Below are 15,042 nucleotides of genomic sequence, written 5' to 3' on the forward strand. Positions count from 1 at the left end.
GGTGGCGTGCGCCGCAGGCGTCCGGATGGGCGTCAGCCGCCCGCGGCCAGCGCGGCGCCGAGCGGCGTGCGTTCGTACAGCACCCGGTGGCGCTCGCGGTGCGAGGTCAGCAGCCCCGCGGCCTTCAGCACGGACAGGTGCGCGGAGACCGACGACGGGGCCAGGCCCAGACGGCGGGCGAGTGCGGAGGTGGAGGCCGGCTCGTCGAGCGCGGCGAGGACCGCGGCCCGGCCGGCGCCGAGCAGCCGCGCCAGCGACTGCGCCGCCTCCCGCCCGGAGTCCGCCCACAGGCCGCCGACGCCGCGGGCGGGGTAGATCACGGTGGGCAGCCAGGGCGGCTGGAAGCCGGTCACCACGTCCGGCCAGACGAAGGCGCTGGGCATCAGCAGCAGGCCGTCGCCGCCGAGGTCGCGTTCGTAGCGGTAGTGGTGCTTGGTCCGAACGGTCAGCAGGCCGTCCTCGTACGACAGCCGGTGGTGCAGCAGCGCGAACAGCTCGCCCAGCCCCGCGGAGGCCAGTTGCCGGGCGCGGAAGTCGATGTCCGCCTCCAGCAGGTCGTGCAGCCGCGGCCAGAACGGCTCGACCAGCGCGTGCCAGGCGCGTTCGGTGACGTCGGCCATCAAGGCGATCGCGGCGGCCGGGTCGTCGAGCAGCTTGCGGCCGAGCGGGGACTCGGCGGCGCCGGGAATGGTGCTGAACGACAGGGTCATCTCCGCGTGCGCCAGCTCCGGGTCGGTGGCGCGCAGCCGGGCGAGCCCGTCGGCCACCGAGGTGTACGCCGCCTGCGGCGGACCGCCGAGGAAGTCCGGCGTGTAACCGGGGCGGGCGTGCGGCATGAAGATCCACAGCGGTTCGAGGTCGAGCCCGGCGGCGGCCTCGCCGAGCCGGTTCAGCCACGGCCGGTGGTAGCCGTGGCGCTCGGTGCGGCGCAGGGTCCGTATCGCCTCGTGGGTCTCGAAGACCGGGGAGACCGCGAAGCGGCAGCGCAGCAGGTCGTCGGGGCCGAAGCGCATGTACACCGGCACGGTGGCCCTCCCGGCTGACTGATTCGGCTGGTGCCGAAAGACTACGGGCGCGCCCCGGCGGCGGGCGAGGCTCCCGTGATGAGCGACACCACAGCCGCGGACGGCACGGCCGCGCCCGCGGCCGAGCCGTCCGGCCCGGGCGGCGCCCCCGCCGGTTCCCGCGCCCGCTACGCCGACGTCTTCCGCGTCCGCGAGTTCCGCTTCGTCTTCGCCGCCCACGTCCTGTCGATCACCGGCGAGGTCATCGCCGCCATCGCGCTGACCGTGCTCGTCTACGACAGGACCGGCTCCCCGCTGCTGAGCGCGCTGACCCTCGGCGTCGGCCTGCTGCCGTACCTGGTCGGGGGCACCCTGCTGTCCTCGGTCGCCGACCGTCTCCCGGCCCGCCGGGTGCTGGTGACCTGCGACCTGCTGGCCGCCGTCTGCTTCGGGCTGATGGTGCTGCCGGGGATGCCCGTCGCCGTGCTGCTGGCGCTGCGCTGCGTCGCCGGCGTCATCTCGCCGGTCTTCACCGGCACCCGGATCGCCACGCTCGCCGACATCCTCGGCACCGGCGACCGGTTCGTCCTCGGCCGCTCGGTCATCCGGCTCACCGCGCAGGCGGCGCAGCTCGCCGGGTTCGCCCTCGGCGGGCTGCTGGCGGCGTTCTCCCCGCGCGCGACGCTGACGCTGACGGCGGCCGGGATGCTCGGCTCGGCGCTGGTGCTGCGCTTCGGCACCCGTGCCCGCCCGGCCCGTACCGCCGGTGCCTCCGCCGGGACACCCGGCCGCACGAGCACCGTCGCCGCGTCGCTCGCCGCCGCCGGCACCCTCCTGCGCGACCGCCGCATCCGCGCGCTGCTGCTCCTCACCTGGATCCCGCCGGCCTTCGTCGTCTCCCCCGAGGCGCTGGCCGCCGCGTACGCCGACGATCTCGGGATCGGCGCCCTCGGGCTCGGCCTGCTCATGACCGGCATGCCGATCGGCGCCGTCACCAGCGAGATCCTCGCCGGCTCGCTGCTCGGCCCGCGGGGCCGGGAACGGATCGTCTTCCCGGTGGCGGTGCTGTGCACGGTCCCCGCGATCGGCTTTGTGACGCACCCGTCGTTCGGCTGGGCGCTGCCGCTGCTGGTGCTCACCGGCTTCGGCACCTCCTACTCGCTCGGGCTCGACCAGTGGTTCGTCGCCGCCGTGCCGGAGGAGATGCGCGGCCGGGCCATGACGCTGCAGACCGCCGGGCTGATGACGCTGCAGGGTGTGGGGATGGCCGGCGCGGGCGCGGTCGCGGAGTTCGTGCCGGTGCATGTGGCGGTCGCCGCCGTCGGTGTCACGGGCACGGTGTGCTCGTCGCTGGTGTGCCTGGAAGTGCGCAGGACCCGGCCGAAGGGCGGGACCGGGCTGACCGCGTCATGACCGGGGGGTAGGGTCGGCGACGTGCCGAAGCCGCTGAGCCTGTCGTTCGACCCGATCGCGCGCGCCGACGAACTGTGGCGCCAGCGCTGGGGAGCCGTCCCCGCGATGGGGGCCATCACCTCGGTGATGCGCGCCCACCAGATCCTGCTGGCGCAGGTCGACGCCGTCGTCAAGCCCTACGGGCTGACCTTCGCGCGCTACGAGGCGCTGGTGCTGCTCACCTTCTCCAAGGCCGGCGAGCTGGCCATGTCGAAGATCGGCGAGCGGCTGATGGTGCACCCGACGTCGGTGACCAACACCGTCGACCGGCTGGTGAGGTCCGGCTACGTGGCCAAGCGGCCCAACCCCAACGACGGCCGCGGGACGCTCGCGTCGATCACGGACCGGGGCCGCGAGGTCGTCGAGCAGGCGACGCGCGACCTGATGGCGATGGACTTCGGGCTCAGTGCGTACGACGAGGAGCAGTGCGCGGACATCTTCGCCATGCTGCGCCCGCTGCGGATAGCCGCGGGCGACTTCGAGCAGTAGCCCCCGCGGGCCGCGCTCCTACGCCTCCGCCGCCGCGGGCTCGGCGTCGCGGGCGACCAGCGGCCCGACCTCGCGGGTGATCTTCCGCTCGACGAAGAACGCCGCCGTCGGGACCGTCCCCGCGAGCAGCACCCAGACCTGCTTGCCGACCGGGAACTTCGCCTTGGAGCCGAGGTCGAAGGCGAAGACCAGGTAGACGATGTACAGCCAGCCGTGGGCGATGCTCACGACCTTCGTGAAGCCGTCCGCGCCGGAGAGGTCCAGGGCGTACTTGGCGATCATGCCGAGGGACAGCAGGACGAGGAGCACGCCGGTCACGTACGCCATCGTGCGGTAGCGGGTGAGGATGCTCTTCTTCATGCGATCGAGCCTAAACCCCGCACGCGACACGCCGTGACCACCCCCACTTCCGGACCGCTGTGCCGCGGCTCCACCGGGGCATGCAACACTTACTAGGACGTCCTATTAAATGCGCCGCGTGATCCGCGCGCAGAGAGAGGCGGTACGGGCATGGATGCTGCGGCCATGGAGGAAGGCCGGCGTCGCTGGCAGGCGCGTTACGACGCGGCCCGCAAGCGCGAGGCGGACTTCACCACGCTCTCCGGCGACGACGTCGAGCCGGTCTACGGCCCGCGCGCGGGGGACGTCTACGAGGGCTTCGAGCGCATCGGCTGGCCGGGCGAGTTCCCGTACACCCGCGGTCTGTACGCCACCGGCTACCGCGGACGGACGTGGACCATCCGCCAGTTCGCCGGTTTCGGCAACGCCGAGCAGACCAACGAACGCTACAAGCTCATCCTCGGCGCCGGCGGCGGCGGGCTGTCCGTCGCGTTCGACATGCCCACCCTCATGGGCCGCGACTCCGACGACCCGCACGCACTGGGCGAGGTCGGGCACTGCGGCGTGGCCATCGACTCCGCCGCCGACATGGAGGTGCTGTTCCGCGACATCCCGCTGGCCGACATCACCACCTCGATGACCATCAGCGGCCCCGCGGTCCCCGTCTTCTGCATGTACCTGGTCGCCGCCGAGCGCCAGGGCGTCGACCCCGGCGTGCTCAACGGCACCCTGCAGACGGACATCTTCAAGGAGTACATCGCGCAGAAGGAGTGGCTCTTCCAGCCCGAGCCGCACCTGCGCCTCATCGGCGACCTGATGGAGTACTGCGCCGAGCGCATCCCGGCGTACAAGCCGCTGTCCGTCTCCGGCTACCACATCCGCGAGGCCGGCTCGACGGCCGCGCAGGAGCTGGCGTACACCCTCGCCGACGGCTTCGGCTACGTGGAGCTGGGCCTGTCCCGCGGCCTGGACGTCGACGCCTTCGCGCCCGGCCTGTCCTTCTTCTTCGACGCCCACGTCGACTTCTTCGAGGAGATCGCCAAGTTCCGCGCCGCGCGCCGCATCTGGGCCCGCTGGCTGCGCGACGTGTACGGCGCGCGCAGCGAGAAGGCGCAGTGGCTGCGCTTCCACACCCAGACCGCGGGCGTCTCGCTGACCGCCCAGCAGCCGTACAACAACGTGGTGCGCACGGCCGTCGAGGCGCTGGCCGCTGTCCTCGGCGGCACCAACTCGCTGCACACCAACGCCCTGGACGAGACCCTGGCACTGCCCAGCGAGCGGGCCGCGGAGATCGCGCTGCGCACCCAGCAGGTGCTGATGGAGGAGACCGGCGTCGCGAACGTGGCCGATCCCCTCGGCGGCTCCTGGTACGTCGAACAGCTCACCGACCGGATCGAGGCCGACGCGGAGAAGATCTTCGAGCAGATCCGCGAGCGCGGCCGGCGCGCCCACCCCGACGGGCAGCACCCCGTCGGGCCGATCACCTCCGGGATCCTGCGCGGCATCGAGGACGGCTGGTTCACCGGCGAGATCGCCGAGTCGGCCTTCCGCTACCAGCGGTCGCTGGAGAAGGGCGACAAGAAGATCGTCGGCGTCAACTGCCACACCGGCTCCGTCACGGGCGAGCTGGAGATCCTGCGGGTCAGCCACGAGGTGGAGCGCGAGCAGGTGCGCACGCTGGCGGCCCGCAAGGAGGCCCGCGACGACGCGGGGGTGCGGGACGCGCTGGCGGCCATGCTGACCGCGGCCCGCGACGGCGGCAACATGATAGAGCCCATGCTCGCGGCGGTACGGGCCGAAGCCACGCTCGGCGAGATCTGCAACGCCCTGCGCGACGAGTGGGGCGTCTACAGCGAGCCGGCGGCCTTTTGAGGCGTACGCGCGCGGGGGAGCGGGGTCCCGCGACGAGGGCGAGCGCGCCGCCCTGGGCGTGCACCTCCCTCAGGCGGGGTCCCCCCGTCCCGCCCCGGGCCCGGCCGGGTCGGGTTCCGAAGGACTCAGGGCGCACAGGCGCCGGGGCCGGCCGGGCCGCCCGGGTCCGGCGCCGGGTCGGTCAGGGCGGCCAGGCCGCGGGTCAGCAGGGTGGCGAACGTCGTGGCCCACGCGGCCGTCACCGGCTCCGCGCTGACGAGCAGCCGGTGCAGCACGGAGCCGGCGATGACGTCGAAGATCATGTCCGCGTTGCGCTCCGCCGTGGCCGCGTCCGGCTCCGCCCGCAGCTCCCCGCGCGCCTGCGCCCGCTCGCGGCCCCGCAGCACCAGACGCATCTGCCGGTCCACGATCGAGGCGCGGATACGCTCGCGCAGCGCCGCGTCGTGCGTCGCCTCCGCCAGCACCGCCATCAGCGCGCCGCGTGTGCGCGGCTCCCGGAGCAGCCCGGCGAACTGCAGCACCACGTCCTCCACGTCCCGCGTCAGGCTGCCGTGGTCCGGCAGCCGCAGGGAGTCGAAGAGGTCGGCGAGCGCGTCCAGAACGAGTTCGTTCTTGCCCGGCCAGCGCCGGTAGAGCGTGGTCTTCGCCACTCCCGCGCGGGCCGCGATGCCGCCGAGGGTCACCCCGGCCCAGCCCGTCTCGGCGATCGCGGCCCGGGCGGCGTCCAGGATGGCCCGGTCCGCGGTCGCGCTGCGGGGGCGGCCCGTGCGCCGTGCGGAGGGGGTCTCGTGGCTCATGAGCTGGACCTTATCCCTTCTCCCCGGCGCCGCAGGTGGGTTACGCTACGACTCGTAGCGAAAGTCACTCCCGAGCGACCGGTGTCTTCTGCTGCAGCGTGGAACCCGCCCGGGGGCGGACCCTTCCGGGCGGGTTCGCCGGGTCATCCTCGGCCCGTCCGTTCAATGCACCGCGCGAAGGGGGGAGGATAGGGCGTATGCAGCCACGCAACATGTCTATGAGCGGAGCGGTCGATCTGGCCGCGGTGAAGGCGGCCGCGGAGGCCAAGGAGAAGGCGGAGGCGGCGCGCGCCCAGGCCGCCCGGGACGGGGTGCCCGCGTCCGGCGCCGGTGCGCTGGTCATCGACGTCGACGAGGCCGGCTTCCAGCAGGACGTCCTGCAGCGCTCCACCGAGGTCCCCGTCGTCGTCGACTTCTGGGCCGAGTGGTGCCAGCCGTGCAAGCAGCTCAGCCCGCTGCTGGAGCGGCTGACGCAGGAGTACGCCGGCCGGTTCGTGCTCGCCAAGATCGACGTGGACGCGAACCAGATGCTGTTCCAGCAGTTCGGCGTCCAGTCCATCCCGGCGGTCTTCGCGGTCGTCGGCGGACAGGCCATCCCGCTGTTCCAGGGCGCCGCCCCCGAGCCGCAGATCCGCCAGGTGCTGGACGAGCTGATCAAGGTCGCCGAGCAGCAGTTCGGCATCGTCGGCCAGCCGGCGGCGGGCGGGGACGCCGAGGCCGGCGCGGACGGGCAGGAGGCCCCGGAGGAGCCGGCCGGCCCGCACGACAGCGCGCTGGCGGCAGCCGGCGACGCGCTGGACAAGGGCGATCTGGGCGGTGCCATCCAGGCGTACCGCAACGTGCTGTCCGACGACCCGGGCAACGTGGAGGCGAAGCTGGGCCTGGCGCAGGCGGAGCTGCTGCAGCGGGTGGAGGGGCTCGACCCCGCCGCCGCGCGCAAGGAGGCGGCGGACAACCCCGCGGACGTCCAGGCGCAGATCCGGGTCGCCGACCTGGACCTGGTGGGCGGGCACGTCGAGGACGCGTTCGGCCGGCTGGTCGACACGGTGGCGCGGACCGCGGGCGACGACCGGCAGGCCGCGCGGGTGCGGCTGCTGGAGCTGTTCGACGTCGTCGGCGGCGACGATCCCCGGGTGGTCGCGGGGCGGCAGGCGCTGGCCCGCGTGCTGTTCTGAACAGAGGTCGACGGAGGGTGACAGCCCCTGCCGCTTTGCCAAAAATTGACAATGCGCAGGGCTGTTACTCGCAGTAACTGACGCGCTGTCAGTTGACCGCCTTTGTCATGCTTTCTCGTCGAGTGCGCCCCCGGTGGCCGGCAACCCTGGGTGCAGGATCCGGCCATCGTGGCCGGATCCACGTCGTTTTTGCGTTACCCGTTGGTAACGAACCCCTTGTGCGCCCCCCTTCCGATGCACCACGATCGCCATCCGGACAGGGGGGTTCCCCCGTTTCCGCGGACCGTTCCCGCGGCCGGAGCCTGTCCGGACAACGAGTCGCTCGGGGGTAACGCCCCCTTCGACGTAGCGCGTCCGCCACCCGTACCCCGGGCCCGCATCAGCCGCACCCGCGTGCGCGTGCGGATCCCCTCGCCCCTGAGGACCGGCCCACGGGTCCAGGACGTACGTCCGAGAAGGAGGAAAGCATGGAGTCCCAGGCACGTGGTGGGACCAGGTGGAAGCGGTTCGCCGTGGTCATGGTGCCGAGCCTGGCGGCGACCGCCGCGATCGGCGTGGCGCTGAGTCAGGGCGCGCTGGCGGCGTCGTTCAGCGTGTCGGGCCAGGAGTTCAAGGTCACGGCGGACCGGCTGGAGGGCACCGGCTTCGTCCAGTACGGGGGTGTCGACAGCGGTCACGACCTGGAAGGCAACGAGGCCACCCGGCCGGTGGCGATATCCGCGTTCAAGGACGCGAAGATCAGCGGCATGTGCCAGTCGGTCGTCACGCCCGACGTCCCGCTCATCGGCTCGATCAGCCTGGTGCTGACGGCCGGCGACGAGAAGCCGGTGGAGGCCAAGAACCTCTACATCGACGTCGCGCAGCTCGACGCCGACGCGACGTTCGAGAACATCAACATCGGTGTGGCCGCCGGGTCCAGCAGCAAGGGTCCGGGCATCGGCAAGGGCGACAAGGCCAACCCGAACGGGTTCGCGCAGGAGGCCGACAAGGCCATCCTCACCGACGTGAAACAGACCGCCTGGGCCACCAGCGCCGGCACCTTCAAGCTGAGCGGGCTCAGCATGAAGCTGCACAAGGGCGTCAAGGAGTGCTTCTGACCGCGCACCCGGCCGGCGGGGAGGCGCGTACCGCTCCCCGCCGGACCCCCCTCTGACTGAACCGCACTGCCGTATCGGGGAGCTGTATTCATGAGCGCCGAGTCGCCGGACCTGCTGCACCGCCTCAACACCTGGCGGCTGCGATTCCGTGCCTGGCGCGGCTCCCGTCCGTTCTGGGCGGGTCTGCTGACCATCGCGGGCGGCGTGCCGATCGGCGCGCTGCCGTACTACAACATCAAGCTCGGCAACCTCAGCCTGCAGATGGCGACGCAGGCGGGGGCCGGCGGCCTGATCATCGGCGTGCTGCTGGTGACACTCGGGCTGACCATGTGGTTCCACTCCGTCGTCCGCGTGTTCGCGGGCGTCGCCTCCATCGTGCTGGCACTGGTGTCCATCCCGGTGTCCAACTTCGGCGGCCTGCTGGTGGGTTTCCTGCTGTCCATGATCGGCGGGGCGCTGGCCGTCTCGTGGGCGCCGGGGGAGACCGCGGCGGACGATGCCGGGGACGCCTCCGGTGAGTCCGGCGCCTCCTCCCCGGAGGGCTCCGCGGACGACTCCGCCGACGACGAGACACAGGCGACGAGAGCCGGAGTCGCCGGGCTCGGCGTGGACGTCCTGGAGGAGAGCGACGGCGGGAGGCACCGTGCTGCCGGATGACCACACGACGGCGGCGCGCAGGGGCCCGCGGCACGCGGCGCCCCGCAGATCGCTGCTCGGCCGGGTGCCGGCGGGCAGGGCGGTGGCCCTGGCGGCGATGCCCACCGCGGTCTTCCTGGGCCTGGGGCTCACCCCGCGGCCGGCGATCGCCGAGGACGATCCGGCGGACCGCTGGCGGCCGGGGCCGTGCGCCGAGCAGTCGGACGAGCCGGAGGACGAGGAGTCGGCGGACGCCGGCGACGCGCGGGAGGCCGGTGGCGGGAAGTCCGCCGAGCCGGGCGGCGAGCCGTCGCCCAGTCCCTCGGCGACGGCGGACGGGTCGGCGTCGGAGCGCAAGGACGGTGACGGCTCGGGCTCCGGCTCGGGGTCGGACGCCGCCTCCGGCGGCGAGGATTCCGGCACGGGCGGATCGGGGGAGCCGACGACGGAGCCGAGTCCTTCGCCGTCGCAGTCGAACCCGTGGTACGACCCGCTGGGCCTCGGCGACAAGGTGGGCGACCTCTTCGCCCCGGACGACCCGGAAGCGGAGCCCGAGCCCGCACCCGAGCAGTCCGGCGGCTCGCAGGACGCGGACTCCGGTGCCGGTGCGGCCGGTTCGGAGTCCGGCGGCGATGCGGGGTCCGGCTCCGGCGCCGCGGCGGACGAGAAGCTTCGCGAGAAGGAGAAGGCCATCCGCGACGCCGCCGAGGAGGCCGGCGCCACCGTGGAGGAGCTGGACGACAAGGTGCGGGACACGGCCGACGACCCCGCGGACGGCACACCGGGCGCTGGGGACGCCGCCGCGGACGGCAAGGAGCCGTTCCCCTGCCCCACCGCCGACCCCGAGGCGCTGGCGGACGCCGAACTGGAGCCCGGGCTGCCGCTGCTGCCCGACGACCCCTGGCGGCTGGAGAGCAGCAAGCTCACCCTCAGAGGGCTCAAGTACCACGGCATCGTCGAGGTGCGGACCTACAGCGGCGCCGTCAAGAAGGTGCTGAAGTACACCGCGGACGACGGGGTCGACATCCGCGACCTGCACCAGACCGTCATCGGACCCGGCAGGAACACCTCGCACGTACGCGCCGACGAGGGCAGCACGTCCACGATCCGCAACGGCACCGTGACCATGTACACCGAGGAGCTGAAGGGCAACCTCTTCGGGCTGATACCGCTGACGTTCAGCCCCGACAGCCCTCCGCCGCTGGACCTGCCGTTCGCGTTCTTCACCGACGTACAGGTGATCCAGGCCGGTCAGTTCGGCGGCACGCTCACCGTGCCGGGCCTGAAGAACACCATCGAGTAGCGCCGGCCGCCCGGCTCAGCGCTCGCCGCCCAGGTGGTGCACACGGACCATGTTCGTGGTGCCCGGCACCCCGGGCGGCGACCCGGCGGTCATGACCATCGTGTCGCCCTGGTGGAAGCGGTGGAGCTTCAGCAGCTCCGCGTCCACCAGGTCCACCATCGCGTCGGTGTTGTCCACGTGCGGCACGAGCACCGGCTCCACGCCCCAGCTCAGACAGAGCTGGTTGCGCGTGCTCTCGTCGGTGGTGAAGGCGAGGATCGGCTGGCACGCGCGGTAGCGCGACAGCCGCCGCGCGGTGTCACCGGACTGGGTGAACGCCGCGAGGAGCTGGGCGTTCAGGAAGTCCGCGATCTCGCACGCGGCACGGGCCACGGACCCGCCCTGCGTCCGCGGCTTCTTGCCCTGCACCAGCGGCTGCAGGCCCCGCGACAGCAACTCGTCCTCCGCGGCCACGACGATCCGCGACATCGTCTTGACCGTCTCGATCGGGTACTTGCCGACCGACGACTCGGCCGACAGCATCACCGCGTCCGCGCCGTCGAGGATCGCGTTCGCGACGTCGGACGCCTCCGCGCGCGTCGGGCGCGAGGAATTGATCATCGACTCCATCATCTGGGTCGCGACGATCACCGGCTTGGCGTTGCGGCGGCACATCTCGATCAGCCGCTTCTGCACCATCGGCACCTTCTCCAGCGGGTACTCCACCGCCAGGTCGCCGCGGGCCACCATCACGCCGTCGAAGGCGAGGACGATCTCCTCCATGTGGTCGATCGCCTGCGGCTTCTCGACCTTGGCGATCACCGGCACCCGCCGGCCGACCTCGTCCATGACGCGGTGGACGTCGGCGATGTCGCCGGCGTCGCGCACGAAGGACAGCGCCACCATGTCACAGCCCATGCGCAGCGCGAAGCGCAGGTCGTCCACGTCCTTCCCGGAGAGCGCCGGGACGTTCACCGCCACGCCGGGCAGGTTGATGCCCTTGTGGTCGGAGACGACGCCGCCCTCGATGACCATGGTGCGCACCTCGGGGCCGCTGACCTCCAGCACCTCCAGCGCCACCGCGCCGTCGTTGACGAGGATGCGCTCGCCGCGGGCGACGTCACCGGGCAGGCCCTTGTACGTCGTGCCGCAGACGGACCGGTCGCCCGGCACGTCCTCCGTGGTGATGGTGAACTCGTCGCCGCGCGCCAGCTCCACCGGGCCCTGGGCGAAGGTCTCCAGCCGGATCTTCGGGCCCTGCAGGTCGGCGAGCACGCCGATGGGCCGCCCGGTCTCCTCCGCGGCCTTGCGCAGCCGGTCGTAGCGCTCCTGGTGCTCGGCCTGGGTGCCGTGGCTCATGTTGAAGCGGGCCACGGTCATGCCGGCCTCGATCAGCGCTTTGAGCTGCTCGAAGGAGTCGACGGCGGGACCCAGGGTGCAGACGATTTTCGCTCGGCGCATGACGGCATCCTATCGGTTTGTTCTCGACCGGAATTATCCCGGTGGCGGTGGCGCCTGGCCGTCCCCGCGCACCAGGTCGCGGGTCTGGGTGGCGATCTCCAGCTCCTCGTCCGTCGGCACCACCGCCACCGCCACCCGGGAGCCGGGCGCGGAGACGACGCGGGGCGCGGAGCCGCGGACCGCGTTGCGCACGGAGTCCAGCTCGACGCCGAGCCCTTCGAGGCCCCGCAGCGACGCCTCCCGGACGGCGGCGGAGTTCTCCCCGACGCCGGCGGTGAACGCCAGGGCGTCCACCCGTCCCAGCACGGCGGTGTACGCGCCGATGTACTTGCGGATGCGGTGGACGTACACGTCGAAGGCGAGCGCCGCCCGCCCGTCGCCCCCGGCGATCCGGCGGCCGATCTCACGCATGTCGTTGTCGCCGCAGAGGCCGGTCAGACCGCTGCGCTTGTTGAGCAGCGTGTCGATCGCGTCCGTGTCCATGCCCGCCTCGCGGGCGAGATGGAAGATCACCGCCGGGTCGAGGTCCCCGCTGCGGGTGCCCATCACCAGGCCCTCCAGCGGGGTCATCCCCATCGACGTCTCCACGCACCGGCCCCCGGCGATCGCCGAGACGCTGGCGCCGTTGCCGAGGTGCAGCACGATGACGTGGAAGTCCCCGGGGGCCGCCGGGTCGCGGCCGAGCAGCCGCGCGGTGGCGCGGGAGACGTAGGCGTGGGACGTGCCGTGGAAGCCGTAGCGGCGGATGGCGTGGGCGTCGGCGGTGGCGGTGTCGAGGGCGTAGCGCCAGGCGTGCTCGGGGAGGGTGGCGTGGAAGGCGGTGTCGAAGACCGCGACCTGCGGCAGGTCGGGGCGCAGCTCGCGGGCGACGCGGATGCCGGCGATGTTCGCCGGGTTGTGCAGCGGGGCGAGCGGGACGAGCTTCTCCATCTCCGTCAGCACGCCGTCGTCGACGAGGACCGGCTCGGTGAAGCGGGTGCCGCCGTGGACGGCCCGGTGGCCGATGGCCAGCAGGCCAGGGGAGTCCAGCCCGTGCCCCGCGGCGGCCAGCTCCTCGCCGACGGCGCGCAGCGCCGCCGCATGGTCGGGCACGCCGCCGCGGGCCCGCGGTTCGCCGATCCGCTCGATGATGCCGCGGGCGGGGCGGTCGGCGCCGGGCTGCGGTCCCGCCATGTCGATGAGCTGGTACTTCAGCGACGAGGAGCCGGAGTTGAGCACCAGGACCCGGGTCGGATCGGTCACGGGCGGCCCTCCTGAGCCGGTGCCGCGGTGCCCTGCGCCTGGACGGCGGTAATGGCCACCGTGTTGATGATGTCCTGGACGAGCGCGCCCCGGGACAGGTCGTTCACCGGCTTGTTGAGGCCCTGCAGTACGGGCCCCACGGCGATCGCGCCGGCCGTGCGCTGGACCGCCTTGTAGGTGTTGTTGCCGGTGTTGAGGTCGGGGAAGACCAGCACCGTGGCCTGCCCGGCGACCCGCGAGTCCGGCATCTTGGCGGCGGCCACGGTGGCGTCCACCGCCGCGTCGTACTGGATCGGGCCCTCCACCTGCAGGTCCGGCCGGCGCTCCCGTACCAGCGCGGTCGCGCGCCGCACCTTGTCCACCCCCGAGCCGGAGCCCGAGGTGCCGGTGGAGTACGACAGCATCGCCACCCGCGGCTCGACCCCGAACTGCGCGGCCGTCGCCGCCGACTGGATGGCGATGTCCGCGAGCTGCTCGGCGTCCGGATCGGGGTTGACCGCGCAGTCCCCGTACACCAGGACCCTGTCCGCCAGGCACATGAAGAAGACGGACGAGACGATCGCGGCACCCGGGGCCGTCTTGATGACCTCGAACGCGGGGCGGACCGTGGCGGCGGTGGAGTGCGCGGCGCCGGAGACCATCGCGTCGGCCAAGCCCTGCTGCACCATCAGGGTGCCGAAGTAGTTGACCTCGCCGAGGACGTCGTACGCCAGTTCCACGCTGACGCCCCGGTGGGCGCGGTACTGCGCGTACAGCTCGGCGAAGCTCTCGCGCAGCGGCGAGACGCGCGGGTCGGTGATCCGGGCCGTCGCCGGGCCGTCCGGCGGCCCCGCCGGTGCGTCCGCGCCCAGCAGCGGCAGGCTCAGCCCCAGCTCCGCGGCGCGCTTGCGGATCGTCTGCTCCTCGCCGAGGAGTGTGAGATCGCACACCCCGCGCCGTACCAGCACCTCCGCCGCCAGCAGCACCCGTTCCTCGGTGCCCTCCGGCAGCACCACGTGCCTGCGGTTGCCCTGTGCCCGCTCGATCAGCATGTGCTCGAACATCATCGGCGTCACGCGCCCGCTCGCCGCCACCGCCAGCCGCCCGGTGAGCTGGGCGGAGTCCACGTGCGACTCGAAGAGGCCGAGGGCGATGTCCGCCTTCCGGGGCGTTGCGGCGTTCAGCTCGCCGCGCAGCCCGACCAGCGCCGCGGCGGTGGGGAACGAGCCCTCGGCCACCGTGAGCAGCGGCGTCCCCGGTGCCAGCCGCTCGGCCAGCGCCATGATGTCCGGGCCCGGACGCTCGTCCAGCGTGAGCAGCAGCCCGGCGATGGCGGGGGAGCCCGCCGAGTGCGCGGCCAGCGCCCCGACGACCAGGTCGGCGCGGTCGCCGGGCGTGATGACCATGCAGCCCTCGCTGAGGGCCGGCAGGAAGGCCGGAAGCATCGCGCCGCCGAAGACGAAGTCGCGTACGTCACGGGCCAGCCCGCCGGCATCGCCGGTCAGCAGCCCGGCGCCGAGCGCGTCCCGTATCTGCGTGACGGTGGGGGCGGCGAGACCGGCGTCCTCGGGGATGACGTACACCGGTACGGGTAGCTGGGTGCCGATGTCCGCGGCGGTGGCGCGGGCCCGCGGGGCGGCGTCGGGGGCGACGCGGTTGGCGATCATCGCCACGACGTCGCAGCCGAGGGAGGTGTACGCGTCGTATGCGTTGCGCACCTCGGCGACCACGGAGTCCGCCGACTGTTCCGCGCCGCCGACGACGGGCAGCACGGTGGCGCCGCACTCGTTGGCGAGGCGGGCGTTGAGCGCCAGCTCGGCGGGGATGTTGGTGTCGGCGAAGTCGGTGCCCAGGATCAGCACGGCCTCGTAGCCGGCGGCGATCTCGTGGAACCGCTCGACGAGCCGGGCCACCAGGGTGTCCGTACCCTCCTCGGCCTGCAGCGCGGAGGCGCTCTCGTACGTCATGCCGAGCACCCCGGAGCGCGGCTGGCTGAGCCGGTAGCGGGCGCGGAGCAGGTCGAAGACGGGGTCGCGGGCATCGGCGCCGGCGTGGGCCAGCGGGCGGAAGATCCCCACCCGGTCGACCTGGCGGGAGAGCAGCTCCATCATGCCCAGCTCGACGATCTGACGGCCGTCTCCGCGGCCGATGCCTGCGACGTAGACGCTGCGGGTCACTCCTGCACTCCATCCGTCCCGTCCGTCGCGGTCCCGTCCG

13 protein-coding genes are annotated in these 15,042 nt (G+C 72.9%); 7 read left to right on the forward strand and 6 right to left on the reverse strand.

Annotated features, from left to right (window positions below; all coding sequences use genetic code 11):
• Positions 1 to 32 precede the first annotated feature (32 nt).
• Positions 33 to 1,025 carry a winged helix-turn-helix domain-containing protein gene (locus I003_RS0112610; protein WP_027771863.1) on the reverse strand — a complete coding sequence of 331 codons (993 nt, stop codon included), beginning with the start codon at positions 1,023 to 1,025 and terminating at the stop codon, positions 33 to 35.
• Between the two features lie 78 nt (positions 1,026 to 1,103).
• On the opposite strand from I003_RS0112610, the gene I003_RS0112615 reads away from it, so the two are divergent.
• Together I003_RS0112615 and I003_RS0112620 are read left to right on the forward strand one after the other, a co-directional pair.
• Positions 1,104 to 2,417, forward strand: coding sequence for an MFS transporter (locus tag I003_RS0112615; RefSeq protein ID WP_486584195.1), 1,314 nt, complete (start codon positions 1,104 to 1,106; stop codon positions 2,415 to 2,417).
• A 21-nt stretch (positions 2,418 to 2,438) separates the two neighbouring features.
• The gene (locus I003_RS0112620; protein WP_027771865.1) at positions 2,439 to 2,945 is read left to right on the forward strand and encodes a MarR family transcriptional regulator; all 507 of its coding nucleotides are present in this window, start codon (positions 2,439 to 2,441) and stop codon (positions 2,943 to 2,945) included.
• Positions 2,946 to 2,963: 18 nt separating this feature from the next.
• Here the strand turns inward: I003_RS0112620 and I003_RS0112625 are convergent, their stop codons facing one another.
• Positions 2,964 to 3,305, reverse strand: coding sequence for a DUF3817 domain-containing protein (locus tag I003_RS0112625; RefSeq protein WP_027771866.1), 342 nt, complete (start codon positions 3,303 to 3,305; stop codon positions 2,964 to 2,966).
• A gap of 150 nt (positions 3,306 to 3,455) precedes the next feature.
• Here I003_RS0112625 and icmA point away from each other — a divergent pair, with 150 nt between their 5' ends.
• Positions 3,456 to 5,156: a coenzyme B12-dependent isobutyryl-CoA mutase large subunit gene (icmA, locus tag I003_RS0112630; protein WP_027771867.1), complete on the forward strand. Its 1,701-nt coding sequence runs from the start codon at positions 3,456 to 3,458 to the stop codon at positions 5,154 to 5,156.
• A 125-nt stretch (positions 5,157 to 5,281) separates the two neighbouring features.
• Here icmA and I003_RS32055 read toward each other — a convergent pair whose 3' ends face one another.
• A complete protein-coding gene (locus tag I003_RS32055; RefSeq protein WP_051368212.1) occupies positions 5,282 to 5,953 on the reverse strand; it encodes a TetR/AcrR family transcriptional regulator in 672 nt (223 codons plus the stop codon).
• A 197-nt stretch (positions 5,954 to 6,150) separates the two neighbouring features.
• Here I003_RS32055 and I003_RS0112640 point away from each other — a divergent pair, with 197 nt between their 5' ends.
• The 4 genes from I003_RS0112640 to I003_RS0112655 all read left to right on the forward strand — a co-directional run bounded on the left by I003_RS0112640 (position 6,151) and on the right by I003_RS0112655 (position 10,164).
• On the forward strand, positions 6,151 to 7,128 hold the full coding sequence (locus I003_RS0112640; protein WP_027771868.1) for a tetratricopeptide repeat protein: 978 nt from the start codon (positions 6,151 to 6,153) through the stop codon (positions 7,126 to 7,128).
• Positions 7,129 to 7,595: 467 nt separating this feature from the next.
• On the forward strand, positions 7,596 to 8,225 hold the full coding sequence (locus I003_RS0112645) for a DUF6230 family protein (protein ID WP_027771869.1): 630 nt from the start codon (positions 7,596 to 7,598) through the stop codon (positions 8,223 to 8,225).
• Positions 8,226 to 8,315: 90 nt separating this feature from the next.
• Complete coding sequence (locus I003_RS0112650; protein ID WP_027771870.1) at positions 8,316 to 8,882, forward strand: DUF6114 domain-containing protein; 567 nt, start codon at positions 8,316 to 8,318, stop codon at positions 8,880 to 8,882.
• Entirely contained in the window at positions 8,869 to 10,164 is a 1,296-nt protein-coding gene (locus I003_RS0112655) for a hypothetical protein (protein ID WP_027771871.1), read from the forward strand. Before I003_RS0112650 ends, I003_RS0112655 begins: the two co-directional genes overlap by 14 nt.
• A 15-nt stretch (positions 10,165 to 10,179) precedes the next feature.
• Here the strand turns inward: I003_RS0112655 and pyk are convergent, their stop codons facing one another.
• The 3 genes from pyk to pta are packed head-to-tail and all read right to left on the reverse strand — an operon-like array spanning position 10,180 to position 15,002.
• Positions 10,180 to 11,604: a pyruvate kinase gene (gene pyk, locus I003_RS0112660; protein ID WP_027771872.1), complete on the reverse strand. Its 1,425-nt coding sequence runs from the start codon at positions 11,602 to 11,604 to the stop codon at positions 10,180 to 10,182.
• Between the two features lie 33 nt (positions 11,605 to 11,637).
• A complete protein-coding gene (locus I003_RS0112665) occupies positions 11,638 to 12,846 on the reverse strand; it encodes an acetate kinase (protein WP_027771873.1) in 1,209 nt (402 codons plus the stop codon).
• Positions 12,843 to 15,002: a phosphate acetyltransferase gene (pta, locus tag I003_RS0112670; RefSeq protein ID WP_027771874.1), complete on the reverse strand. Its 2,160-nt coding sequence runs from the start codon at positions 15,000 to 15,002 to the stop codon at positions 12,843 to 12,845. Before pta ends, I003_RS0112665 begins: the two co-directional genes overlap by 4 nt.
• Positions 15,003 to 15,042: the final 40 nt, after the last annotated feature.

It is taken from the genome of Streptomyces sp. CNQ329, from assembly GCF_000482585.1.